This window comes from Oceanicaulis sp. MMSF_3324 (assembly GCF_030733545.1).
Taxonomy (GTDB): Bacteria; Pseudomonadota; Alphaproteobacteria; order Caulobacterales; family Maricaulaceae; genus Oceanicaulis.
Genome location: NZ_JASHIU010000016.1, coordinates 23,968 through 46,860, shown reverse-complemented (window position 1 = coordinate 46,860; position 22,893 = coordinate 23,968). Strand labels below are relative to the sequence as shown.

The following is a 22,893-nucleotide window of genomic DNA, read 5'->3' as shown; positions in this document are numbered from 1 at the left end:
CCGCGGCCGGAGATCGAGAACACGTCTTCGATCGGCATCAGGAAGTCCTGATCCTTCGGACGTTCCGGGGTCGGGATATACTCATCCACAGCCGCCATCAGTTCCTTGATCTTGTTCTCGCCGATTTCCGGATCACGGCCTTCCATCGCCGCCAGCGCAGAGCCCGCGATGATCGGAATGTCGTCGCCCGGGAAGTCGTAGGAGGACAGAAGTTCGCGAACTTCCATCTCGACGAGCTCCAGAAGCTCCTCGTCGTCAACCTGGTCGACCTTGTTCATGAACACCACCAGAGCCGGCACGCCGACCTGGCGAGCCAGGAGGATGTGCTCGCGCGTCTGCGGCATCGGGCCGTCCGCCGCGTTCACAACCAGGATCGCGCCGTCCATCTGAGCCGCACCCGTGATCATGTTCTTCACGTAGTCGGCGTGGCCCGGGCAGTCCACGTGAGCGTAGTGACGGGCATCCGTCTCATACTCAACGTGCGCCGTCGAAATCGTGATGCCGCGCGCCTTCTCTTCAGGGGCGCCGTCAATCTGGTCGTACGCGCGGAAGTCACCAAAGTATTTGGTGATCGCGGCGGTCAGCGTCGTCTTGCCGTGGTCAACGTGACCAATCGTGCCGATGTTGGCATGCGGTTTCGTACGCTCAAACTTTTCCTTGGCCATTGTCGTGGACCCTCAAGCTGGAACATGGATTTGCGGCGCTTGCATCAGCCGACGGTCCGACTGCTGACCGATGCGCCAGGGCGATTGCGCGGGGCATAGCGCCCGTTCTGCTCCAAGGCAAGGGAGAAAGCGTCTTGAACGCAGGCTTCTGCAGATAAGACCCGCTTGCCAGTGACGCTCTGGCCCTGTGTTCGCAGCCCGACCGGAACAATCCCCCTCCTCGGCCCGTTTCTGAACCAAGCCCGGGATGTTCCCGATGCTGAGCAGAAACAGGAGAACACCATGCGTATTCTCATCGCCGGCGCGACCGGCCTGACCGGTCGCAAACTGACCGAGAAAATCCAGCAGTCGGGCCGCACCCCGATCGCCCTAGTGCGCGAGAGCTCAGACCTGAGCGTGCTGCCCGAAGGCGTTCAGACGCAGACGGCGGACCTCGCAAACCTGCCCGATGATGTGGCCCAGGGCATGGATGCGGTGATTTTCGCCGCCGGCTCCGGCGGCGACACGCCGGCCTCCCAGACCGAGGCCATTGACCGTGACGGCGCCATTTCCCTGATCGAGAAGGCCAAGCGCGCCGGCGTCCGCCGCTTCGTCATGCTCAGCTCGGTCGGCGCCGACAATCCGGACAAGGGGCCCGAAGGTCTGCGTCATTATCTTGAGGCCAAGAAGGCGGCGGACGAACACCTGGAAACCGCCGGGATTGATTACGCCATCGTCCGTCCCGTCTCCCTGACCAATGATCCGGGCACGGGCTGTGTCGAAGTGTCCGCGGACCATGTCAGCGGCTCTGAAGTGTCCCGTGAAGACGTCGCGGAAGTTCTGGAACGCTGCGTCAGCGTGCCCGAAGCCTCCGGCGCCGTGTTCGAGCTTTCAGAGGGCGAGGACAGCATTGGCGACGCCATGATGCATGTGAAAGCCGCCTAATCCGGCGCATCGGGGTCGGAGCGCGCCTGGTCGCGCTCCACCCGCACATCCTTGGGCGTCGGGGGCGACCAGCGCCGGTCGTTCATGGCGCCCAATACCCGACCGCCGCCGCTCAGCTCGTCCTGCTGCCGCGCCAGCACTTCACGCGCCCGGGTCACAAAGGCCGGGTTCTTGTGATTGGGAATGTCAGGGTCATAGACCTCGGCCATTTCCCGCAGCATCTTGCGATCTTCCTGAACAAACGCCCGGGACATCTGTTCCGCGTCAAAGGCGTGCGCGCCCAACGCCTCAAAAGCGCTGCGCCCGATCCGGACGCTGGAATCAAAGGTTTCGCGAATCATGTCCCGGCAGCCCACGGCGTACAGGTCATAGACATGCTCGCGCGAGGTCGCCCGCGCGATGACATGAACATGGGGATGGTGCTTGCAGACATACCGGACCAGCTCGGTAATCTGGTCGCGATTGTCGAGCGCCACGATCAAGAGCTTGGCGTTCTCGATCCCGGCCGCATGAAGGAGGTCGGGGCGGCTGGCGTCGCCGAAGAACACCTTGAAGCCGAAGGCGCGCAGCGCCTCGAGCTGGCTGGAGGAATAGTCGAGCACGGTCGTCTCATGGCCATAGGCGCGCAGCATGCGGTTGACGATGCCGCCCACCCGTCCGTGTCCGGCGATGATGATGTCCGCGGTAGAGTCGATCTCGTCCGCCTCAGCCGGCTCCCGGCGCTTCGCCATGATCACGCAGATCCGGTCATAGAGCACGAACAGGCCCGGGGTGAGCAGCATGGAGAGCGCCACCACCAGCAAGAGCTGGCTCGACACCGCTGTGGGCAGAATGTTCTCCGACACGGTCAGGGTCAGCAGCACGAAGCCGAACTCGCCCGCCTGCGCCAGCCCCAGCGTGAACAGCCAGCGGTCCGAGCCGCCAATACGGAAGACAAGACTGAGCGCGAACAGGATCAGCGCCTTGATCACGATGACGCCCAGCGTCATCCCTAGGGTTGACCAGAACTGATCAGCCAGAAGCTGGAAGTCCACCGCCGCGCCCACGGTGATGAAGAACAGGCCCAGCAGGAGCCCCCGGAACGGGTCGATATGGCTTTCAAGCTCGTGCCGGTATTCCGAATTCGCCAGCACCACGCCCGCCAGAAACGCGCCCAGCGCTGGAGACAGGCCCGCCAGCGTCATCAACAGGGCGATCCCCACCACCAGCATCAGGGCGGCAGCGGTGAACAGCTCGCGCAGGCGCGCCATGGCGATAAAGCGGAACAAGGGCCGGGTCAGATAGCTGCCAATCCCCACGACGATGGCGATGGCGGCGAGGCTGACCAGCCCCTGCCCCCAGCCCGGCAGCCCGGTGAAGGGCGTAAGATCTCCCCCGCCGCCATGTCCGCTCGCGCTTTCGCCCCCATGGGTCACGGTCGAGCCAAAGAGGTCCGGCGCCGACAGGAGCGGAAACAGCGCCAGCATGAAGATGACGGCGATGTCCTGGAACAACAGCACGGAAAAGCTGCTGCGCCCGCCATCAGAATTCATCAACCCGCGTTCGGTCAGGGTCTGAAGGACAATCGCGGTGGAGGACAAGGCGATGATGAAGCCCACCGCCACGCCCTGTCGCCAGGGCATGCCAAAGGACAGGCAGATCGCGATCACCACCGCCGCGGTGATCCCCACTTGCAATCCGCCCAGCCCCAGAAGGCGCCCGCGCATCTCCCACAGGCGCCGCGGCTCGAGCTCCAGCCCGACAATGAACAGCATCATCACCACGCCGAACTCGGCGAAATGCTGGATGGCGATCACGTCCACATGCAGAAGCCCCAGGATCGGGCTCAGCGCGATCCCCGCCAGCAGATAGCCCAGCACCGAGCCCAGCCCCAGACGGGTGGCCAGGGGGACGGCGATCACGCCCGCGCCCAGAAACAGCGTCGCCAGAAGCAGGAAATCACCCATGGCTCGCCTCCGCCGCGGGCAGGACGGCGTCGAGCCCGTCCGCTTTGAGAATATCGATCTCCCGCGCGCGCTCGTAATCGAAATCGCCTTCGCGCAAGCCGATCATCAGGCGCTTATAGCCCAGCTCATGATGGCCCAGGCGCTCATCCTCGGACGCCTTGAGCGAGTCATAGAGCACATAGGGCGGCAGAAAGCGCATCTGGCACAGGCGCGCGGTCTGTTCGAGCGGGGTCAGGAAGGTGCGCAGCGGGTAGTGCTGGAACCCCTCAGACGAATACGCCTCTTCAGAGGATGAGCAGGTGATCGCGCATAACAGCGCCTTGTCCCTGAGCTGCTCTCCGCCCTCGCCATAGGCAAAGCCGTGTTCCAGCACCAGATCGATCCAGTCCTTGAGCAAGGACGGCGTGGAATACCAGAACAGCGGGAACTGGAAGACGATGACGTCATGCTCCAGGAGCCGGTCCTGCTCGGTCTCGATATCGATATCGTGGCGCGGATAATGCTCGTACAGGTCGATATAGGTCACCCCGGCCAGATGACTGACCGTGTCCGCCATGCCCAGATTGGCCCGCGAATAGCGCCGTCCGGGATGGGCGAAATAGACCAGTATGCGTGACATGAAACGCCCTCTCCGACCCGGCTGCCCCGTGAAAGGTCAGCATGCCGCGCTTCGGGCGAGATGTGCAATCGGGGGGCGTAGCGCTTACTCCCCCGCCTCCACACTGATCCGCGCCTGGGCGCGATCGAGCACGCCCTGGGACAGGCCGGCCCAGAGCGGGCCCTCCAGGCGGGTTTCGATGATCTCGTTCATGGTTGAACCCGTGGGCTCGAGGTCCTCGATATAGATGATCATCAGCTCTTCGCGCGGGTCATCGGGATCGAGAATATGCTTCATGGTCGCGTTGATGGTTTCGGCTGGCAAGGCGTAGCCCGCCTCGGCCAGTACGGCGCGCATCATGGCGTTGTCCGAGCCCGGCTCGGGCTCATCGCTGTCGCCTTCGCCAAAGCGCGCCCGGACGAAAAAGTCGGCGCCCCCCAGCGGGCGTCGCTCCAGATCGGAGCGATGAAAGTCGTACTCTGCATTAGGCAAGCTCGGCAGATAGGCTTCGAACTGAATCCAGTAGAGCCGGTCCACGATCCGGTCCTCACCCGCCTCGACAAACAGATGCAACTCCGCGTCCACGGCGTCATAAAGCGCCCAGCGCTGCGCCCCGATATAAACCGCCTCGTCGGGCACACGGATGCGGGCGTCGGGCTGGTAGGGCGAAGACAGGCTGGCACCGTCGACCCCGCGCATGGGCGCGGGCCAGGTCCGTGGCTCCAGACACGTCGCGCCGGTACAGGCGTTGAGGGCGACGGTCAGGGCGAGCGTGCTGAGCGGCAAGGGCATTTGAAACGGTCTCCATCAGGCTGGCGCTAAGGCCAGCAGAGCCGAGACCGACGATAAACCCTAGTGAAGCATTGGTAATACAGCGATGCCCCGCACTAAGGCGCTGCACGTTCAGAGGCCGTCAAATGAAAGAGAGGCTGGAGCGGGTGATGGGAATCGAACCCACGTATGCAGCTTGGAAGGCTGCCGTTCTACCATTGAACTACACCCGCGCCGGGTCTGATTAGATAGCGTGTCCGCCCTGCCCTTGTCGAGACGGCACAGGCGGTCCGATTGCAGATGCACTTGAAGGCGAAGGTTTGGGCTTGCCCAGCCGAAGCTCGCGCAGCGAGCGAAGGATGGTGGAGGGGGCTGGATTCGAACCAGCGTACGCCGAAGCGGGCAGATTTACAGTCTGCTGGATTTAACCACTCTCCCACCCCTCCACAGGGTCCGCATCCGCGGCGACGACTGATTGGGAGCTCAGCCGCCGGGCCATTTCGAGGATCTACCGCATCAACCGATTGCGCCGAAGCGCCAAGGGCTTTAACGAGGCCGCTCCCCGATTTGGAGCGCGGACTATAGTCATGGCTTTTCAACGGCGCAACACCGATAAAAAGGGTTCTGCAGCGCGAAATGCAGCCCGCCGAGACAGCCCCGATCAGGGCTGGATCTGGGGCCGCCATGCGGTCCTGGCCGCTCTGGCCAACCCCAAGAGAAAACACATCTCTTTGCATGTCACGCGCAATGCCGCGGCCGAGCTGGACGCCCCGTTCCAGAAGCTCGCGGAGATCGAGCAACCCGGTCAGATCACCTCGCGTCTGCCGGACGGCGCCGTGCACCAGGGGTTTGCCCTGAAAACCAGCGCCCCGCCCACAGAATCGCTCAATGCGGTGCTAGATCCGACCCATGGCCTGCTGGTGGTGCTCGATCAGATCACCGACCCGCACAATGTGGGCGCCATTCTGCGCTCCTGCGCGGCGTTCGGCGTGCGCGCCGTGATCTGCCAGGATCGCAAGTCCCCGCCCTTCTTCGGCGCCCTGTGCAAGACCGCCGTGGGCACGGCGGAAACGATTCCCCATGTGCAGGTGACCAATATCGCCGACACGCTGATCGAGCTTGGGAAGGCCGGGCGCCATGTGGTCGGGCTCGCCGGCGAAGCCGAAGCGAGCCTGGGCGATGAGATCGCCGCCCATGCCGGGCCCGGCCTGGTGCTGGTGCTGGGTGCGGAAGGCTCAGGCCTTCGACCGCGCGTGGCGGAGCATTGCTCGACGCTGGCGCGCATTCCTATGGGACCGAAAGCGGAAAGCCTCAATGTGTCGAACGCGGCTGCGATCGCGCTGTATGAGGCTTCCCGCCATGATCCCCGGATCAATCCGAAACCGGAATGAGCCTAGCGGCCGGTGCTAAAATCGCCGCCGCCGGAGGTGTGGATGTTGCGCTGGCCCGTGACGGTGCGGATATAGGCGTCAGAGCCGCCGCTGACGCGGATGTCGACATCCTGCGCCGTGCCGCCGAACCACAGATCGGACGAGCCCGCCAGCACCGCTTCCACGAGGCTGGCGCGGCCCTGCTCGATGCGCACATCGCCCGAACCGCCGCTGGAGATGTTCAGTTCGCCGTCCATGCTGGCGACCTGGAGGTTGGACGAGCCTGAGCTGCGGACATAGACATCGGTCGTCGCGCCCACGCTGAGATCACCGCTGCCCGATGCTGCGTAGCGCACGCCATTGATGGCATTGCCCACTTCGACATTGCCCGAGCCTGAAACGCTGGCGTCCAGGCTGGCCACATGACCGGCGCGGACATGGCCGGATCCGGAAATCCCCACTTCCATATCCCCACCGACATCGCCGAGCTCGACATCGCCGGAGCCGGACACTGCGAGCTCAACGTCCTCGCCGATATCACGCGTGCTGAGCGCGCCCGAGCCGGACAGCGCTGCATCCAGGGCGCCGCCAATCTGACCCACGCGCATATTGCCCGAGCCCCGGATCGCCAAACGGGCATTGCCCGCCACATCGCCGGCGCTGAGCGTCGAACAATGAGACAGCTCCACATACAACGACGCGGCGTCGCCCATTTCAGCACGTACAACAGAATCGCCCAGCTCGACTGTCGCCGGCGACGGCGTCGTCACGATCAGAACCGGCAACTCGTCAAACGATTGCGCATTGCGCCGATTGCGGCCCACACGCTCTTCGCGCCAGCCGCCATAGCACTGGACGCGGCGCATGCGCTCTCCGCCATCGATATCCAGCTCGCCGTTGACGAACTGGATGTCGGGTTGGGCATCTCCGGTGCGCTCGAACCGGGCGTCCAGCGTATCGCCTTCAACCACGCGGACTGTGCCGATGAAGTTTTCAATCTCCACAACCGGAGCGCCGCCCGCTTGCATCGCTGTCGCCAGCGCCAGAACCATGACCGTCATTTCGACCCTCATTGCTTGAGTGTTTTTGTCAGATCGACCCCGGATGTTCCCCCAGTCGCCGATACTGAAGGCATGCTGAACGAACAGACCCCACGACAACATTGCCGGGCTCTAAACTTTTCTCCATGTTGCGGCGCTCGACACAGACTTCGCATCACGATTTGATAAACGTCATGAGACATCACGCCCCCCGCACCGAGCTTTCCACCCACACCGTAGAGAACCAGTCAGAGCCGCTTGTCGGCGTGAACTGGTATTCAGATGACGCCATGCTGCGCGATGCCTTGTCCCGCAACGGCGCCGATGTGCACGCCGACCGGCTGACCTCCATGGGCGCCGAAGTGGGCTCTGACGGCATTCAGGACCTGGGCCGGGTCGCCAATGAAAATCCGCCCAAATTCAAACCCTTCGACCGCTTTGGTCATCGCATTGACGAGGTTGAGTTCCACCCCGCCTATCACGCCCTGATGGAGCTGGGGCTGAGCCATGGGGTCTCGTCTGCGGCCTGGACGGTCGATGCGGCGCCCCATTCGCTTCATTCCGCCTTGCTGATGCTGATGGGGACGGCGGACGCCGGGGTGTGCTGCCCGCAATCAATGACCTATGCCAGCGTTCCGGCGCTGAAGAAGGCGGACTGGACCGGCCCGTGGATCCAGGGCGTCACCTCTGGTCGCTATGACCCGCGCTTCCTGCCGCCCGAGGACAAGGTGGGCCTGACCCTGGGCATGGCGATGACCGAAAAGCAGGGCGGCTCGGATGTGCGCGCCAACGCCACGAGGGCCGAAAGCGATGAGGGCGACATCGTCACCCTGACCGGACACAAATGGTTCTGCTCCGCCCCCATGAGCGACGGCTTCCTGACCCTCGCTTATGAAGGCGAGGGCGATAACGCCCAGCTGAGCTGCTTCCTCGTGCCGCGCTGGAAGCCCGATGGCGAGCGCAACTCCATCGAGATCCAGCGCCTGAAGGACAAGCTCGGCGACAAGTCGAACGCCAGCTCCGAGATCGAATACAAAGAGGCCTGGGCGCGCCGTGTGGGCGAACCCGGTCGCGGCGTGCGCACCATTATCGAGATGGTCAATCACACCCGGCTCGATTGTCTGGCGGGATCGGCGGGCCTGATCCGCAATGGCGCCGCCTACGCGGTCTGGCACGCCGACCGCCGCAGCGCCTTTCAGCGACGCCTGATCGATCAGCCCCTGATGCGCGAAGTGCTCGGTGAATTGTCCATGGAGGCCGAAGCCGCCCTAGCGCTCGCCTTCCGGGTGGCCGAAAGCTTTGACAAGGCCGAGAGCGATCCGGACGAGGCGGCGCTGGCGCGCCTGCTCACCCCGATTGCGAAATACTGGATCTGCAAGCGGGCGCCCTATCTGAGCTATGAAGCCATGGAGGCCCATGGCGGCGCTGGCTATGTGGAGGAACATCCCCTGCCCCGGATGTTCCGCCAAAGCCCTCTGAACGCCATATGGGAGGGATCAGGCAATGTCATCGCGCTGGACGTGCTGCGCGCCCTGGCGCGGGACGAGGCCGCGCGTGACGCGCTTGCCGCCGAGCTGGCGCCGGCCTTCGGCAAACACCCGGCGCTGGATGCGCGCCTGAACGCCCTGACCAAGATGGCCTCTGGCGGCATTGGCGAGGCTGACGCACGACGCTTTGCCGAATGGGCGGCGACCGCCCTGACCGCCAGCAGCCTCATCCGGGCCGGCCTCGAACCTGCGGCAGACGCCTATATTGCCCGCCGGATCGCAGAGAATCCGACCTCTCTGGGCGCCGGAGAAGCCGCCATCGATCATGAATGGCTGATCAATCGCGCCCGGCTTGCGAACTAAACGAAATTTAAGCTGACCGGGACGACACAAGCCGTGATCGTTCCGGTCATGTCCTTTGCCATACAAACACACAATTTGCGGCGAACCTTCAAAGGCGTAACCGCTGTCGACAGGCTGGATCTGGCTGTGCCGGAAGGCTCGGTCTTCGGGTTTCTGGGCCCCAATGGGGCGGGCAAGACCACATCCATAAGGATGCTGCTCGGCCTGATCGCGCCGGACGCAGGAGATATCCATCTCAATGGTCATGATCTGTCCCGGAGCCGGTCTGAAGCGCTGTCCGGCGTGGGCGCCATTGTGGAAAGCCCGGCGCTCTATCCCAACCTGACGGGACGGGAAATCCTCACCCTTGCGGCCAGGCTGTCCGGTCGCCCGGTCAAGCAAGGTCTGGACGCGCTTGAACACGTCAGCCTCGTGGGCGCCATGGACCGCAAGGTCTCGGGCTATTCGCTGGGCATGCGCCAGCGGCTCGCCCTGGCCCGCGCCATGATGGGCAGCCCGCGCCTTCTGATCCTGGACGAACCCACCAACGGGCTCGACCCGGCCGGGATCGCAGACATGCGCGCACTGATCTGTTCACTGCCCAAGACGCTGGGCGCCACCGTCTTCCTGTCCAGTCACCTTCTGAGCGAGATCGAGCTCATGGCGACCCATTGCGCCTTGCTCGACCAGGGGCGTCTGGTGTTTCAGGATCGTCTGGAGAAACTGTCCGACGCTGCGCCCGCCAGGCTTGTGATCGAGACCGATGCGCCTGACGCCCTGGCCCAGCACTTCGCCAGGCAGGACATCCCGGCGGAACGCGAGCAGGACCTCGTGCGCATCCCGCTCAGCCTCTCAGCGCAGGAACGCCAGGATCTCGTCCGGGCGCTTGTGCAGGAGGGGATCGGCGTTTCCGGCCTGCATCAGGAAAAGCCCACACTGGAAAGCCTGTTCCTTGGACTGACCGGCGATGGTCGGGGGGCCAACACATGATCCAGTTGCTGCGCGCTCTTCTTGCTGAGAGCATGAAACTCAATCGCTCGCTCGTTCTGCTGCTGGCGGCGGCGCCGCCTGCAATGCTCGGGCTGATGATCCTGATGGTGATCCTCACCGGCAACAGCGCCGACCGCTGGGACCAGATGGCGCTCAGCGGCGCGGCCATCTGGGCCTATCTGCTGATGCCATTGACCGTGACCGCCCTGACCGCGCTCATGGCGGGGATTGAACATGGGTGTTCGGGCTGGACATGGAGCCTGGCGCAGCCCACGCCCAAGGTCACCGTCTTTCTGGCCAAGGCGCTCGTGACGCTCGGCGTGACCGCCCTGATCACGCTGGGCGTCGGCGTCAGCATCCTGCTCGCCGGACATATCGCCCTGTTGATTGACGGTTCAATCGTGATGGAAGGCGCCCCGCCCTACGCCATGATGGCGGGCCTGATGGCGAAGATGTGGCTTGCCAGCCTGCTGATGACGGCGATCCAGTTCACCGTGGCGCACGCCGTCTCCAATTTTGCGACGCCTGTCATTGTCGGCATTGGCGGGGTGTTCGTCTCCGTGGTCGCAACCTCGTCAGAATATGGCGTGTTCTTTCCCTGGCTGCTGCCGGTGAACATGCTCGCGAGCAGCCCCGAACGCGCCCAGCAAGCCCTCCTGACCGGATCGGCGGGCGGCGTCCTCCTGTTTGCCCTGGCCTCTATCTGGCTGGCCCGAAGAGACTGGCGCTAGCAGAGCCGACAAGCGCTCAAACGAAAGACGTCCGCCAACAAAAAAAGACCCCGCCTTGGCGGGGTCTTTCCGTGTTCAACCAGGACAATCCATCCCTGGCCAAGCCGATACGCTAGACGAGGCGGGCCTGAGGCTGCTCCGACACCACCTGACCGCGTCGGGCGGACAGTCCTAGATGTGAAACACTCGACATCGGATCACCTCCTTTCAATTGCTGCATTCGTCCTTAGCAGTGACTGGATTTTCCCGAAGATGCAAGGGGGCGACGAAAGCGCCCCTCGCGACGTGTCACGCCCATCTCCCCGAAGCGCATGTCTAAGTCAGCAGACCAAACACGACCGTGCCCAGCACTGTGCCCAGCGCATAGCCCAGCACGCCCACAAGCACGCCCGGCGTCACCAGATCGCGCCAGCCCTTGGCCGCCGCCAGCGCCGGCGCTGTGGTCGCGCCCAGAATGGCGGCGTTCGAGGCGATGAGGATTTCGGGCAGGGACAGCTTGCAGAACTTGGCCAGCACCAGCGCCACAACGCCATGCACGCTCACCAGAATGGCGATGAACAGCATGATCAGCGGAGCGTCCGACAGCAATTGCGCCACGTTCGCCCCCGCCGCGATGGCGCCAAAGAACAAGAAGGCCAGAACCACGCCGAGCTCGAAGCCGCCATTGAGCTTGGCCATCTGTCCGGGGATCGCCGTGGGCAGGATCAGGGCCAGAAGCGTGATGAATACGTATTTGAGATCGCCGAACGATACGCCGATCGCATCACGCATGGCCTCAGGCGCGACCAGGCCGTCGCCCAGGAACGCCAGCCAGCTGCCCAGCGCGACCACCGTCAGGGCGTAGGCCAGCGTCAACGCCAGGGAGAGCGGCGTGGTCGCGCCCTCACTGCCTTCTTCCACCGTGTCGGTATGGTCCTGGGTATGATCACGCGTGATGAAGCGCTTCGCCACCCAGGCGATGCCGGGCAGAATGGCCAGAACCCCGAGATAGGCCGCGCTCGCCAGATGGTCCGCCGCCACGATGGCGGAGACCAGGCTGGGCGCGCCTTCAGCCAAGCCGGTCATTTCGGTCAGCGGGGCGAAGTTCACCGAGCCGCCCACATAGGACCCTGTCAGGGATGAGGCGACGGCGGGCTCCCATTCGCCCAGCGGCACCAGCGTAACCGCTGCGAACACGCCCACAAGCGTGGCGACCGAGGCGATCAAAAACGCCCCGGTCATGCGCGTGGTTTCAAAGAAGATGCGCTTGAGGTCCGCCTTCATCAGGAAAAGCGGGATCAGCACCGGCACGGCATAACTGAAAACAAAGCCATAGGCCGGCGCATCAAAGGGCAGGATGCGCAGGTTCGACGCCAGGATCGCCAGAAGGATCGTCCAGACCGTGCCGGTCAGCAACGCGCCGAACTTGGTCTTTTCAAGCAGGAAGCCGGCGGCTGCGATCGCGGTCAGGCCCGCCATCACCGCAAAATTGTTGTCGGCGGGGATCAGGGAAGCATCCATGTCGGGGTCCTGGGTCTTTAAGCGCCGGGCGGGATCACCGCATCGGCTTCAATCTCTACAATGAAATCAGGGCTGGCGAGCGCCGCCACCCCGATCATGGAACAGGCCGGCGGATGGGCGGCGAACACCTTGCGATGCGCCGCGCCAACCGCTCTCTGGGTCTCGACCCGCATATCGGTCACGAACAGGCGCGTGCGCACCACGTGAGAGATATGGGAGCCCGCCTTGTCCAGCGCTTGCGCAATGATTTCAAGACAGCGTGAGGTCTGGGCTTCAGCATCGCCGAGGCCGAAGGGCTGACCGTCATCATCAACCGAGACGGTCCCCGCCACGAAAACCTGATGGCCGACACGCACAGCGCGTCGATAGGCGACCAGCTCTTCCCAGGGCGCCCCGGACGTGACGCGCTGGATGTCATTGCGGGACTCGTTCATCACTCCGCGCCCTCGGACACGCCGTTCGCGAACAGATCCAGGGCGATGGCGACCATGCCTTCAGATGACACCGTCACGGCGCCTTCTGCGTCGGGATAGAAGAAGGGCGAGTGGTTGGCAGGCGGCGTTTCACCCTGCGCCTGATACTCTTCCCAGACCGATTGCGGGGCGCCGCCCACCCAGAACATGAAAACAGGCACGTCTTCTTCAGTACGGCCATAGCGAGAGAAATCCTCGCCGCCCGTCACCGGGTCCGCCGTGGCCACGGCCTCCTCGCCAAATCGGGCCGTCAGGACCGAACCGGCCTGATCGGACAGGGCCGGATCATTATAAAGCGCCGGCGTATAGGTCTCCTCGACCTCCATCACCGGCATCAGCTCCTCGGGCAGACCAGCCGCCATCGCCTGACCGCGCGCAACCCGCTCAATGCCGCTGATCAGGCGCTCGCGGACTTCGTCGGTATAGGACCGCACCGTGAGCTGAAGATGGGCCTCGTCGGAAATGATGTTGTGCTTGGTGCCCGCATTGAAGGCGCCCACCGTGACAACGCCAGTTTCGAACGGCGACAGCTCGCGGCTGACCAGCGTCTGCAGGTTGGTGACGATCTGGCTGGCGATCACCACCGGATCCTTGCCCAGATGCGGAGAAGCGCCATGAGCGCCGATACCGCGGACATAAAGATCAACCGAATCCACATTGGCCATGGCCCACCCGGGCGCATAGCGGATCACGCCTGCGGGCATGTAGCCCCAGGTGTGGTAGGAGACGACGGCGTCCGGTGTGGGGAAGCGCTCATACAGACCGTCTGACAACATAGCGAGCGCGCCCAGCCCCACTTCTTCGGCGGGCTGGCCGATCAGCACCAGCGTGCCCGACCAGGCATCGCGGTTCTCGCTCATATAGCGTGCGGCTGCGACCAGCGAGGTCATGTGGGTGTCGTGGGCGCAGGCATGCATGACCGGGAAGGTGTTGCCCATCCGGTCCTCGCCCATCACTTCAGACGCATAATCGACCGGCGTATCTTCCCGCACGGGCAGGCCGTCCATGTCGGCCCGCAGCATGATAGTCGGCCCTTCGCCGTTCTCCATGACCGCGACGACGCCTGTCCGCCCGACGCCTTCAGTCACCTCAAACCCGGCCGTGCGCAGCTCCTGCGCCAGACGCGCTGCGGTTTCGGTTTCCATGAAGGACAGCTCGGGATTCTCGTGAAAGTGCTCGTAGAGCGCTTCGAGATGGTTGTCCCAATCGGTGCTGATCGCGGTGCGCAGATCATCCTGCGCAAAGGATGGTGCAGACAGCGCCAGCCCTGCGGCGGCGGCCATGAACATATGACGCATCGTACGACTCCCCTTTTTCTTGGCGGCATTGCAGACCGACTGTTCGGGGAGGTCAACGCATAATGGAGAACCCGGACGGCTCGTCCGCCTTCATTCTGATCCGTTGACGCATGCGAAGCCGCTTCAGACCCGCACGATTGATCAGCCCTGACTAGAGACTAGTCAAACAGGGCGTCCGCGGCAGCCTGGGCGGCGGCGCTGTCATCGATGCCTTCGCCCTCAATGCGGCCCTGAACGGCGGCGCGGGCCGCGGCCAGAAGGGATTCGATCTCGCTGCCGGCCATGGCGGAGGCCCCCGCCATATCCCCGTCGCGCACCTTAGCCTGAGCCCGCTTGAGCTCGGCATTCAACACTGCGACGATCGTCTCGAGATGCGCCTTGAGCGCATGATCCACGGCTGCATAGGCCGCAATCACGGTTTCCTTGCCCACATAATTGGTGCGCTCGAAATGTTCCTCATAAGGCACCGGCTCCCAGGCCAGCACCTCATCCGCGAAGTCGGGCATGTCGGGCAACATCTCAAGAAGCATGACGACCTCATTGAAATGATTGAGGTAATCGGTCGCCAACCCGGTGTCGGGATGCACGTTGGCGGCCTTCAGCGCATCCGCTGACAGCACGCCCTCGCCCAAGGTCGCCGCTTCGCTCATGGCCAATCCCATCGTCCAGTCAGGCGCTGACAATGCCAAGTCAGCCTAAACGAAAGACTAACCGTAATGTGGGAATTCCACTGCCGGAAATCGCCTCTAGGCGGCGCCGCCAAAGCGTTCTGTCCACTCGGCGACCTGATCGTCCTCGATCTTCGCAAACAGGATGTCAGCCGGTGCAAAGCTGCGCCCAGGCCCCAAGGCTGACAGCATCGCCTTGGCGTCACCCTGAGGCCAGTCCGCTGCGCCCTCAAGACCAAGAGCGGCCAGGATTTTACCGGCCGCATCCGGGATGACCGGCTGGGCGGTAATGGCGCACAGGCGCACCAGGTTGATGCCCGTGCGCACGCCCAGCGCGGCCTGATCCTTGTCGGTCTTGAAATGCACCCAGGGCTCGGCGCGGGTCAGGTATTCATTGCCCGCCGCCCAGAGCGCGCGCGTTTCCGCAGCGGCCTTGCGGAACTCCATCGCTTCGTAATGGCTGGCAATGTTCGCAAGCCGGGTGGAGACTTCACTTTCAAGCCAGGCTTCCGCTTCACCCGGCGTTCCGCCTTCAGGGATCACGCCGTCAAAGCGGCTGGCGCCGAATTTGAGGATGCGGTTGACGAAATTGCCCAGAACGTCGGCCAGGTCCTTGTTCACGCTCGACTGGAAATGATCCCAGGTGAATTGGGCGTCCGAGCCCTCTGGCCCATAGGCGGTCAGATACCAGCGCCAGTAATCAGCTGGCAGCAGTTCCAGCGCCTGGTCCATGAAGACGCCGCGCTTGTTGGAGGTGGAGAACTTGCCGCCATACCAGGTCAGCCAGTTGAACGCCTTGAGCGCATCCACCGTCTTCCACGGCTCTTCAGAGCCCAGCAGCGTCGCGGGGAAGCTGACCGTGTGGAAGGCCACATTGTCCTTGCCCATGAATTCGACATAGCGGACATCGTCGGCGCCCTTGTCGGTGCGCCACCAGCTTTCCCAGTCCCCGCCGGTCTCCTCGGCCCATTCCCGGGTCGCGGAGATGTAGCCGATGGGCGCGTCAAACCAGACGTAGAAGACCTTGTCCTCAAAGCCTTCACGCGGCTGGCCGTCCTTGGTGACCGGCACACCCCATTTCAGGTCGCGGGTGATGGTGCGATCGCGCAGCCCCTCATCGAGCCATTTATAGGCGATGGACTTGGCGAAGCTCGGCCAGCCGTCCGCACCATCGACCCAGGCGCGAATGCGCTCTTCCATCACCGTCTGCTTGAGCTGGAGGTGCTTGGTGTCGCGCACTTCAAGATTCTTCGAGCCGGACACCGCCGAATACGGCTCGATCAATTCAATGGGATCGAGCAGCTTGCCGCAATTATCGCACTGGTCGCCACGGGCTTTCTCAAAACCGCAATTGGGGCAGGTCCCCTCCACATACCGGTCCGGCAGGAAGCGACCATCGTCGATGGAATAGACCTGTTGCTCAACGACTTCGGCGATCAGTCCATTTTTTTCCAGCGTCTCGGCGAAATGCTGGGTCAGCTCGGCGTTCTGCGGTGACGACGTGCGGCCGAAATAATCCCAGCTCAACCCGAACTGCTCGCCAATGGACTTCTGGATCTCGTGCTGCTCATCGCAATAGGCGCGCACGTCCTGGCCTGCGGCGGCTGCGGCCAGTTCAGCTGGCGTGCCATGCTCATCGGTTGCGCAGATCGCGAGCACATCATGACCTTGCAGGCGCATGAAGCGCGCATAGACATCGGCCGGCAGCATGGATCCGGCCAGATTGCCGAGGTGCTTGACGCCGTTGATATACGGCAGGGCGCTGGTGATGAGAATGCGGGCCATGAGGGTCGATCCGGTCTGCCACAGGATTAAAGGCGCACTCTTACCCAAGCGCGGAGCAAAGGGAAACCAGCCCGGTTCAGCAACTCAGCCGGCTGTCTGCAATCCGTACTCCATCAACGCTTGCCCAAACCCGCGCGTCACGCGTAGATAGCCCCGTCGCGCCGGCTTAGCTCAGCTGGTAGAGCAGCGGTTTTGTAAACCGAAGGTCGGGGGTTCGAGTCCCTCAGCCGGCGCCAGGCTTTCCCCTCCCCGATTGCGATTGATCAGCATCATCATGCGGCGCTGCAGACTGCGCCTCCGGCCTGATTTTTGTCACGGTTTGCCCTATCTGTAGGCGTGAAGAATGCGTTTGCGCACACCCTGCGACTCTTGGCGCATTTGCCGGTCGCGGACAGGCGCGCTAGATGCCATTCAGGACCTGAGTACAACAGGAGTAAGCGCCCATGCGTATGATTTTCGCCGGCTTCGCCGCCCTCGCCCTGACCAGTGCTGCGCAGGCGCAGGATGACGCCCAGACCGCCATCCTGTCCGAGCTGGGCGAGCCCTATGTCAGTGCGAACATCGAGAACGGCGCCCGGATTTTCCGTCGCTGCCAGGCCTGCCACACCGTGGAAGAAGGCGGTCGCAACATGGTCGGCCCGAACCTGCACGGCGTGTTCGGCCGTGAAGCCGGTTTCAAGGACGATTTCCGCTATTCTCCGGCCATGGCCGAGTCCGGCATTGTCTGGGACACCGAAACGCTCGACGCCTATCTGACCAATCCGCGTGAATACATCCCGCGCAACCGGATGAGCTTTGCAGGCCTGCGCGATGAGGAAGATCGCAATGATCTGATCGCCTGGCTCGCGGTGAATACGCACTAGGACGGTCACGAACCGAATGAAGAAACCCCGGAGCCGCGCTCCGGGGTTTTCTCATGACGCCTCATCCCGGAGCGGGCATCGCAAGAAGGCGCCCTCCGTGGCGAAATCGAACTCGATCCGCCAGCACGCCATCAGGACATCCACGCCCAGGGACAGACCATAGGGCGCATCCGGGGAACGTCGCGTCGTGCTGCGTACGGTGATGGTCTCAATCGGACCGTTGGCGCGCTCGTACTCCAGCCTGGCTTCATGAGCGGCGATATCCTCGGCCTGCGCAAACCGCAAGAAGCGGTTCGGGCCGAGCCCCTCGACATCAAACCCCAGATTGGCGTGCTCGAAAGCGAGCGCCCGATCGAGAAACCAGAAGCTGGCATAACGCAGCTCTTCGTCGGCTGGAGCAATCAATCCCCGGCTCTCAAATGCGATCCGGGTGTCGGCATCAAGACTGGAGGGGCGGGAAAAGCTCAAGCGAAGCTCAAGAGGGAGACCGGATTGCGCGGCCTGAAAGGTCCATTCCAGCCCGCGGTCTCCGCTCAGGCGCACATGGGTCATGGCGACATCAGGCGCCCGGTCTGGATCCTCGATCTGCACAATCAATCGATCAAGCGCGCCCAGCGCCGTCACGCCAATGACGCCGTCCGCCTCATCTGAGAAGGCGATATCCTCCATCCAGACCACGCGCTGACGAAAGCGCTCGCCATCGGGAAGGGTGACGCTGGCCCGTCCGGTGCGCCCGCGGGACACATCCCCCTGAATATCCAGACGCACGCCCAGGGAGAGCAAGGGATTGGCCCTGAGGCCGAGCCGCTCGGCCACGCCAGGATTGAGCAGGATGAAGCGGGGCGCATCCGGCGCCAGCAGCAATCGCACAGGCTGATCGTTGATCTCGACCGTGAGAACGGGCGGCTCCCCCGCAGCCGCCTCGATGTGCAATATGCCTTGTTCTTGCGCCCGGACCGGCGCCGACAGGCCCAGAGCGAGACACAACGACAGGGCGAGCGCGAAGATGACGGCATGGTGCTTCATGCCGTCAGACTGGCAGCCCGGATACGCACTGGCAATTCCCGCAAGAGGGGATTTTAAAAAGCGCGGGAGCCAAGGGCTCCCGCGCTTTAAGCTGGAGGCCGCTCTACTCAGCCGGCGCCGCAGGCGGATCGACCGGATCGGCCCCGCGCACATCGCGCGCTTCCTTTTCAAGCTGGCGGGACACCCAGTTCGGCGTCTTTGTGAACCGCCCGAGCACACCGTACACGGCCGGGACCACGAACAGCGTGAACAGCGTCGCCACCATCACGCCGGTGAAAATGACCAGACCGATGGTCACCCGCGTTTCCGAGCCGGGCCCCGTGGCGATGACCAGCGGGAAGGCGCCAATGGCAGTGGAAACCCCGGTCATCAGGATGGGACGCAGACGCGTCGCCGCTGCTTCCAGCGTGGCTTCGGACAGGCTCAAGCCTTCCTCGCGCAGCTGGTTGGCGAATTCCACGATCAGGATGCCGTTCTTCGCCGCCAGACCGATCAGGATGATCAATCCGATCTGGGAGAAGATGTTCAGGCTGGACCCGCCCATATAGAGGCCGAACAGGCCGCCCGCGACCGCGAGCGGAACGGTGAGCATGATCACGGCGGGCTGGATGAAGCTCTCGAACTGCGCCGCCAGCACCAGGAACACGATCAGCAGCGCCAAACCAAAGGCGAAGTAGATCGCATTGTTGGACCGCAGGAATTCGCGCACTTCGCCCGTATAGGTGGTCCCCACTTCCGGCGGCAAGGTGTTCGCCGCCCACTGATCGAGCCATTCCACGGCCTGCCCGATGGTGTAATCGCCCTGAATGGTCGCCGAGACCGTCACGGCGCGCTGGCGATCGATGCGCGATCGGCTCGGGGCCTCGCCGACCTCGCGCAAATCCACCAGGCTGGACAAGGGAATGAGATCCCCCGAGCCCGAACGCACGAACAGGGTTTCCAGATCATTCTGGCTGGACCGGTCCGCCTGACGGTTTTCCAGGATCACGTTGTAGGCTTCTCCGCGATCAATGAACTGGCCCACACGACGCGAGCCGAGATGGGTCTGCAGCGTCCGGCTGATGTCAGACACCGACACGCCCAGCGCAGCCGCGCGCTCGCGGTCAATATCCACCAGAAGCCGCGGCGCTGTGGGCTGATAGTCCTTGCGCGCCCGGATCAGGTTGGGATTGTTCTCGGAAATGTCTGCAATCAGGCGATCCGCTTCCAGATTGAGCATGTCGTAATCGGGACCTTGCAGGACGAACTGGATGTCGTCCCCGCCCCCGCCGCCGCCCAGCGGCGACCGCATGGAGACAAAGGCCCGCACGCCAGGCAATTGGCCCAGGCGCGCATTGATCTCGTTGACGATCTCATCACCCGGACGACGCTCATCCCAATCGGTCATGCTGCCAATGACGATGCCGGAGTTATAGCCCGACCCGCCCCAGCCCGGCGACACCACCAGAACCCGGCGCAGTTCACCGGTCTCCACATAGCTGGTCACGATCTCCTCGGCCTGCATCATCTGGCCCGACATATAGTCAAAGCTGGCGCCCTGATGGGCCTGGACGAATCCGAAGAAACTGCCGCGGTCAGAAGGCGGCGTCAGTTCGCCGGGCAGACGCGAGAACATGAAAGCCGACCCCGCCACCGCGACGATGATCAGCGGCGCCACGATCCAGGGCACGCCCAGGATCAGCTTGAGGCTCTGGCGATAAGAGTTCTGAACCTTGTCCAGGCCGTCATTGACCCATTTCGCCGGTCCGCGCAGCTGCGTGCTGGGCTTGAGCAGCTTGGAGGTCATCATGGGCGACAGGGTCAGCGCGACAAAGCTGGACAAGACCACGGCGCCTGTAATCGTCACCGCCAGTTCAGAGAAGACGCGACCGATCAGGCCGGGCAGGAAGATGAGCGGCATGAACACCGCGACCAGCGTGGCGGTTGTCGCAATGACCGCGAAGAAGACCTGGCGCCCCCCGCGTTCACTGGCCAGCATGGGCGGCTCTCCCAGATCCACGCGGCGCTGGATGTTTTCCAGCACGACGATGGAGTCATCCACCACCAAGCCAATCGCCAGAACCAAAGCCAGCAAGGTCAGGATGTTGATGGAAAAGCCCCCTGCCGCGAGGATGGCGAAAGTGCCGATCATGCACACCGGCACGACGGCCGCCGGCACGATGGCGGCGCGGAAACTGCCCAGGAACAGGTAGATCACCAGCACCACCAGTGTGGCGGCCACCGCGAAGGTGCGCCAGACTTCCTTGATGGATTCCTTGATGAAGATCGTATCGTCAGACCCGGCGACGATCTGCATGCCTTCGGGCAATTGCGGACGCAGGCGCTCGATGGCGGTGTTGATCTCTTCAGCCACGGCGACCGAGTTGGCCTTGCTCTGACGCACAAAACCCAGACCGACCATGTTCTCGCCATTGCCGCGGAACAAAGCGCGGTGCTCTTCCGCCGCCAGCTCCACATCGGCCACTTCGCCCAGGCGGATGACATGGCCATCCTCCGCCACCCGGATTGGCATGCGGGCAAAAGCCTGCTCATCCGCAAACAACCGTTCCACACGAACGAAGAGCTGGGTGTCGGTGGTTTCCACCGCCCCGCCCGGCGCTTCCACATTCTCGGTCCGCAGGGCGTTTTCAATGTCAGCCACTGTGATGGAGCGGGCCGCCATTTCATAAGGATCCAGCCAGATGCGCATGGCATAACGGCGCTGGCCGCCAATGCGCACATTGGCGACGCCATCCAGCACTGTGAAGCGATCCACGATGGTGCGATCGGCATAATCGGTGAGTTCTTCGGCACTCATCCGGTCCGAGCTGAGCATGTACCAGAGGAAAGGACGTGCATCGCTGTCCTGCTTTGACACCTCCAGTTCCTGCACATCCTCGGGCATGCGGTCACGGATACGCGACACGGCGTCGCGAACATCATTGGCGGCCGCTTCGATATCGCGCTCGAGGGTGAAGGTGATGGTGACGCGCGAAGAGCCGTCACGGGACGAGGAGGTGATGGTGTCCACCCCTTCAATGCCGGACAGGCTGTCCTCGATCACCTGGGTGACCCGGTTCTCCATGACCTCGGCATTGGCGCCGGGATAGTTCGCACTGACCGAAACGATGGGCCGGTCGACATCCGGCATTTCGCGCAGCGGCAAGTCCCTCAGGCCCATAAAACCGAAAACAATAATCAGAGCGCTGGCCACAAAAGCCAGTACGGGGCGACGAACAGCGACGTCTGTCAGGGTCATTGCGCGGCCTCCCCGGTCTGGATCTCAAGACCGCCGCCGCCCTGAGATGGCGCATTGGCGATCTGCAGGGGAGCGCCTTCACGCACACGATGGACGCCTTCAGAGACGATGCGATCGCCCACGGAGAGCCCCCGGCGCACCTCAACCATGCCTGCATCGCGCAGTCCCAGCTCGATATCGCGACGCACGGCCACGACGCCGCTCTCCCGTTCCTCGATCAGATAAACGAAGGTCTGCTCGTCAAAACGGACAATGGATGACCCGGGAATGGCGGGGCTGGTGCGTTCATCCCGACGCAGCTCGACCGTCATCAGCATGCCCGGACGCAAACGCCCGGCCTCGTTGTCGATAAGCGCGCGAACCGTGACGGTCCGTGTGGCTGGATCGATCCGGCTGTCGACCTGGCTGACTTCGCCGGCGAAGACCTCATCGGGGAAGGCCGAGCTGCGCGCGCGAACCGTCTGCCCGGTCTCGATAACGGACAGGAAGCGTTCGGGCACAGTGAAATCGAGCTTGATCGTTGAGGTGTCGTCGAGTTGGGCGATCACATCGCCCGGTCCCACAAGCTCACCCACGCTGACATTGCGCAGACCGATCACGCCGGAGAACGGCGCGCGAATGATCCGATCGGCCACACGCGCTTCAATCGCTTCCACCCGGGCCTGAGCGCGGTCATAGGCGGCCTGGGCTTCATCCAGGCGCGTGCGGGATGCGACGCCGCGATCGGTCAGGTCCTGGATCCGGTTAATGTCGCGCTGGGTCTCGCGCAAGGTGGCGCGCGCCTCGCTGAGACCGGCGGCTTCCTCTGCATCGGCCAGCTCGACCAGAATATCGCCCTCTTCCACCTGCGCGCCGGAATCAAAGTCGAGCCGGGCGATGACGTCAGAGACCTTGGCCGTGACATTGACGGATTCATTGGCGCCGGCGGTTCCCAGCGCCTCGACCACGTCGGCGAAGACCTGAGACTGAATGGTGTATGCCGACACCAGGGTCTGTCCGCCGCCCCAGCCGCCGCCTTGCTCCTCGCCGCCCGAGAGCGCGCGAATTGTGACCGCAATCGCCATGATCGCGAAGATCACACCGGTGGCGGCTAGAAAAAGCCAACGCTGCATAACCCCGTCTCCTGAAATCCCATGTGTGCCCGATCAGCTCGGTTTAATGCGAGATTTGGCAATCGC

General features: G+C 63.5%; 19 protein-coding genes and 3 tRNA genes. 7 read left to right on the top strand and 15 right to left on the bottom strand.

Features of this window, described 5'->3' with window-relative positions; genetic code table 11:
- Positions 1–665: GTP-binding protein (locus tag RBA95_RS13670; protein ID WP_306017430.1), on the bottom strand; the 665-nt coding region annotated here is incomplete at its 3' end.
- Positions 666–947: 282 nt separating this feature from the next.
- Between RBA95_RS13670 and RBA95_RS13665 the strand changes: the two genes are divergently transcribed.
- The gene (locus RBA95_RS13665) at positions 948–1,589 is read left to right on the top strand and encodes an SDR family oxidoreductase (RefSeq protein WP_306017429.1); all 642 of its coding nucleotides are present in this window, start codon (positions 948–950) and stop codon (positions 1,587–1,589) included.
- Here the strand turns inward: RBA95_RS13665 and RBA95_RS13660 are convergent.
- The 5 genes from RBA95_RS13660 to RBA95_RS13640 form a co-directional block, all read right to left on the bottom strand.
- Positions 1,586–3,535, bottom strand: a complete 1,950-nt coding sequence (locus RBA95_RS13660; RefSeq protein WP_306017428.1) for a cation:proton antiporter — start codon at positions 3,533–3,535, stop codon at positions 1,586–1,588. The genes RBA95_RS13665 and RBA95_RS13660 overlap by 4 nt on opposite strands.
- On the bottom strand, positions 3,528–4,154 hold the full coding sequence (locus RBA95_RS13655; protein ID WP_306017427.1) for an NAD(P)H-dependent oxidoreductase: 627 nt from the start codon (positions 4,152–4,154) through the stop codon (positions 3,528–3,530). Before RBA95_RS13655 ends, RBA95_RS13660 begins: the two co-directional genes overlap by 8 nt.
- Before the next feature lie 84 nt (positions 4,155–4,238).
- A complete protein-coding gene (locus tag RBA95_RS13650; RefSeq protein WP_306017426.1) occupies positions 4,239–4,925 on the bottom strand; it encodes a hypothetical protein in 687 nt (228 codons plus the stop codon).
- Positions 4,926–5,063: 138 nt separating this feature from the next.
- Positions 5,064–5,137: transfer RNA gene (locus RBA95_RS13645), tRNA-Gly, on the bottom strand.
- 127 nt (positions 5,138–5,264) lie between these two features.
- A tRNA-Tyr gene (locus tag RBA95_RS13640) sits at positions 5,265–5,350 on the bottom strand.
- A 141-nt stretch (positions 5,351–5,491) separates the two neighbouring features.
- Between RBA95_RS13640 and RBA95_RS13635 the strand changes: the two genes are divergently transcribed.
- Positions 5,492–6,295, top strand: a complete 804-nt coding sequence (locus RBA95_RS13635; protein WP_306017425.1) for an RNA methyltransferase — start codon at positions 5,492–5,494, stop codon at positions 6,293–6,295.
- Between the two features lie 2 nt (positions 6,296–6,297).
- Here RBA95_RS13635 and RBA95_RS13630 read toward each other — a convergent pair whose 3' ends face one another.
- Entirely contained in the window at positions 6,298–7,335 is a 1,038-nt protein-coding gene (locus RBA95_RS13630; RefSeq protein ID WP_306017424.1) for a GIN domain-containing protein, read from the bottom strand.
- Positions 7,336–7,508: 173 nt separating this feature from the next.
- Between RBA95_RS13630 and RBA95_RS13625 the strand changes: the two genes are divergently transcribed.
- From RBA95_RS13625 to RBA95_RS13615, 3 genes are read left to right on the top strand one after another with little or no spacing between them, the layout of a single operon-like run.
- Positions 7,509–9,164, top strand: coding sequence for an acyl-CoA dehydrogenase family protein (locus tag RBA95_RS13625; protein WP_306017423.1), 1,656 nt, complete (start codon positions 7,509–7,511; stop codon positions 9,162–9,164).
- Positions 9,165–9,212: 48 nt separating this feature from the next.
- Entirely contained in the window at positions 9,213–10,133 is a 921-nt protein-coding gene (locus RBA95_RS13620) for an ABC transporter ATP-binding protein (RefSeq protein ID WP_306017422.1), read from the top strand.
- A complete protein-coding gene (locus RBA95_RS13615; RefSeq protein WP_306017421.1) occupies positions 10,130–10,864 on the top strand; it encodes an ABC transporter permease in 735 nt (244 codons plus the stop codon). Before RBA95_RS13620 ends, RBA95_RS13615 begins: the two co-directional genes overlap by 4 nt.
- A 315-nt stretch (positions 10,865–11,179) precedes the next feature.
- Here the strand turns inward: RBA95_RS13615 and RBA95_RS13610 are convergent, their stop codons facing one another.
- The 5 genes from RBA95_RS13610 to metG form a co-directional block, all read right to left on the bottom strand.
- The gene (locus tag RBA95_RS13610; protein ID WP_306017420.1) at positions 11,180–12,364 is read right to left on the bottom strand and encodes a DUF819 domain-containing protein; all 1,185 of its coding nucleotides are present in this window, start codon (positions 12,362–12,364) and stop codon (positions 11,180–11,182) included.
- Positions 12,365–12,381: 17 nt separating this feature from the next.
- Positions 12,382–12,798: a RidA family protein gene (locus RBA95_RS13605; RefSeq protein ID WP_306017419.1), complete on the bottom strand. Its 417-nt coding sequence runs from the start codon at positions 12,796–12,798 to the stop codon at positions 12,382–12,384.
- Complete coding sequence (locus RBA95_RS13600; RefSeq protein WP_306017418.1) at positions 12,798–14,135, bottom strand: amidohydrolase; 1,338 nt, start codon at positions 14,133–14,135, stop codon at positions 12,798–12,800. The genes RBA95_RS13605 and RBA95_RS13600 overlap by 1 nt, the downstream gene beginning before the upstream one ends.
- A gap of 158 nt (positions 14,136–14,293) precedes the next feature.
- Positions 14,294–14,785, bottom strand: a complete 492-nt coding sequence (locus tag RBA95_RS13595; RefSeq protein ID WP_306017417.1) for a hypothetical protein — start codon at positions 14,783–14,785, stop codon at positions 14,294–14,296.
- Positions 14,786–14,881: 96 nt separating this feature from the next.
- On the bottom strand, positions 14,882–16,588 hold the full coding sequence (metG, locus tag RBA95_RS13590; protein ID WP_306017416.1) for a methionine--tRNA ligase: 1,707 nt from the start codon (positions 16,586–16,588) through the stop codon (positions 14,882–14,884).
- 160 nt (positions 16,589–16,748) lie between these two features.
- On the opposite strand from metG, the gene RBA95_RS13585 reads away from it, so the two are divergent.
- Together RBA95_RS13585 and RBA95_RS13580 are read left to right on the top strand one after the other, a co-directional pair.
- Positions 16,749–16,824 (top strand) — tRNA-Thr (locus RBA95_RS13585).
- A gap of 207 nt (positions 16,825–17,031) precedes the next feature.
- The gene (locus RBA95_RS13580; RefSeq protein WP_306017415.1) at positions 17,032–17,451 is read left to right on the top strand and encodes a cytochrome c family protein; all 420 of its coding nucleotides are present in this window, start codon (positions 17,032–17,034) and stop codon (positions 17,449–17,451) included.
- Positions 17,452–17,502: 51 nt separating this feature from the next.
- Here RBA95_RS13580 and RBA95_RS13575 read toward each other — a convergent pair whose 3' ends face one another.
- The 3 genes from RBA95_RS13575 to RBA95_RS13565 form a co-directional block, all read right to left on the bottom strand.
- Positions 17,503–18,477 carry a hypothetical protein gene (locus RBA95_RS13575; protein WP_306017414.1) on the bottom strand — a complete coding sequence of 325 codons (975 nt, stop codon included), beginning with the start codon at positions 18,475–18,477 and terminating at the stop codon, positions 17,503–17,505.
- A gap of 103 nt (positions 18,478–18,580) precedes the next feature.
- The gene (locus RBA95_RS13570) at positions 18,581–21,715 is read right to left on the bottom strand and encodes an efflux RND transporter permease subunit (protein ID WP_306017413.1); all 3,135 of its coding nucleotides are present in this window, start codon (positions 21,713–21,715) and stop codon (positions 18,581–18,583) included.
- Positions 21,712–22,827, bottom strand: a complete 1,116-nt coding sequence (locus tag RBA95_RS13565) for an efflux RND transporter periplasmic adaptor subunit (protein ID WP_306017412.1) — start codon at positions 22,825–22,827, stop codon at positions 21,712–21,714. Before RBA95_RS13565 ends, RBA95_RS13570 begins: the two co-directional genes overlap by 4 nt.
- Between the last annotated feature and the right edge of the window lie 66 nt (positions 22,828–22,893).

Coding starts and splice junctions, on each gene's coding strand:
- RBA95_RS13620 (WP_306017422.1), top strand. CDS start 9,213: ATGTCCTTTGCCATACAAACACACAATTTGCGGCGAACCTTCAAAGGC.
- RBA95_RS13630 (WP_306017424.1), bottom strand. CDS start 7,335: ATGACGGTCATGGTTCTGGCGCTGGCGACAGCGATGCAAGCGGGCGGC.
- RBA95_RS13625 (WP_306017423.1), top strand. CDS start 7,509: ATGAGACATCACGCCCCCCGCACCGAGCTTTCCACCCACACCGTAGAG.
- RBA95_RS13595 (WP_306017417.1), bottom strand. CDS start 14,785: ATGAGCGAAGCGGCGACCTTGGGCGAGGGCGTGCTGTCAGCGGATGCG.
- metG (WP_306017416.1), bottom strand. CDS start 16,588: ATGGCCCGCATTCTCATCACCAGCGCCCTGCCGTATATCAACGGCGTC.
- RBA95_RS13615 (WP_306017421.1), top strand. CDS start 10,130: ATGATCCAGTTGCTGCGCGCTCTTCTTGCTGAGAGCATGAAACTCAAT.
- RBA95_RS13650 (WP_306017426.1), bottom strand. CDS start 4,925: ATGCCCTTGCCGCTCAGCACGCTCGCCCTGACCGTCGCCCTCAACGCC.
- RBA95_RS13635 (WP_306017425.1), top strand. CDS start 5,492: ATGGCTTTTCAACGGCGCAACACCGATAAAAAGGGTTCTGCAGCGCGA.
- RBA95_RS13660 (WP_306017428.1), bottom strand. CDS start 3,535: ATGGGTGATTTCCTGCTTCTGGCGACGCTGTTTCTGGGCGCGGGCGTG.
- RBA95_RS13605 (WP_306017419.1), bottom strand. CDS start 12,798: ATGAACGAGTCCCGCAATGACATCCAGCGCGTCACGTCCGGGGCGCCC.
- RBA95_RS13575 (WP_306017414.1), bottom strand. CDS start 18,477: ATGAAGCACCATGCCGTCATCTTCGCGCTCGCCCTGTCGTTGTGTCTC.
- RBA95_RS13665 (WP_306017429.1), top strand. CDS start 948: ATGCGTATTCTCATCGCCGGCGCGACCGGCCTGACCGGTCGCAAACTG.
- RBA95_RS13565 (WP_306017412.1), bottom strand. CDS start 22,827: ATGCAGCGTTGGCTTTTTCTAGCCGCCACCGGTGTGATCTTCGCGATC.
- RBA95_RS13610 (WP_306017420.1), bottom strand. CDS start 12,364: ATGGATGCTTCCCTGATCCCCGCCGACAACAATTTTGCGGTGATGGCG.
- RBA95_RS13580 (WP_306017415.1), top strand. CDS start 17,032: ATGCGTATGATTTTCGCCGGCTTCGCCGCCCTCGCCCTGACCAGTGCT.
- RBA95_RS13655 (WP_306017427.1), bottom strand. CDS start 4,154: ATGTCACGCATACTGGTCTATTTCGCCCATCCCGGACGGCGCTATTCG.
- RBA95_RS13570 (WP_306017413.1), bottom strand. CDS start 21,715: ATGACCCTGACAGACGTCGCTGTTCGTCGCCCCGTACTGGCTTTTGTG.
- RBA95_RS13600 (WP_306017418.1), bottom strand. CDS start 14,135: ATGCGTCATATGTTCATGGCCGCCGCCGCAGGGCTGGCGCTGTCTGCA.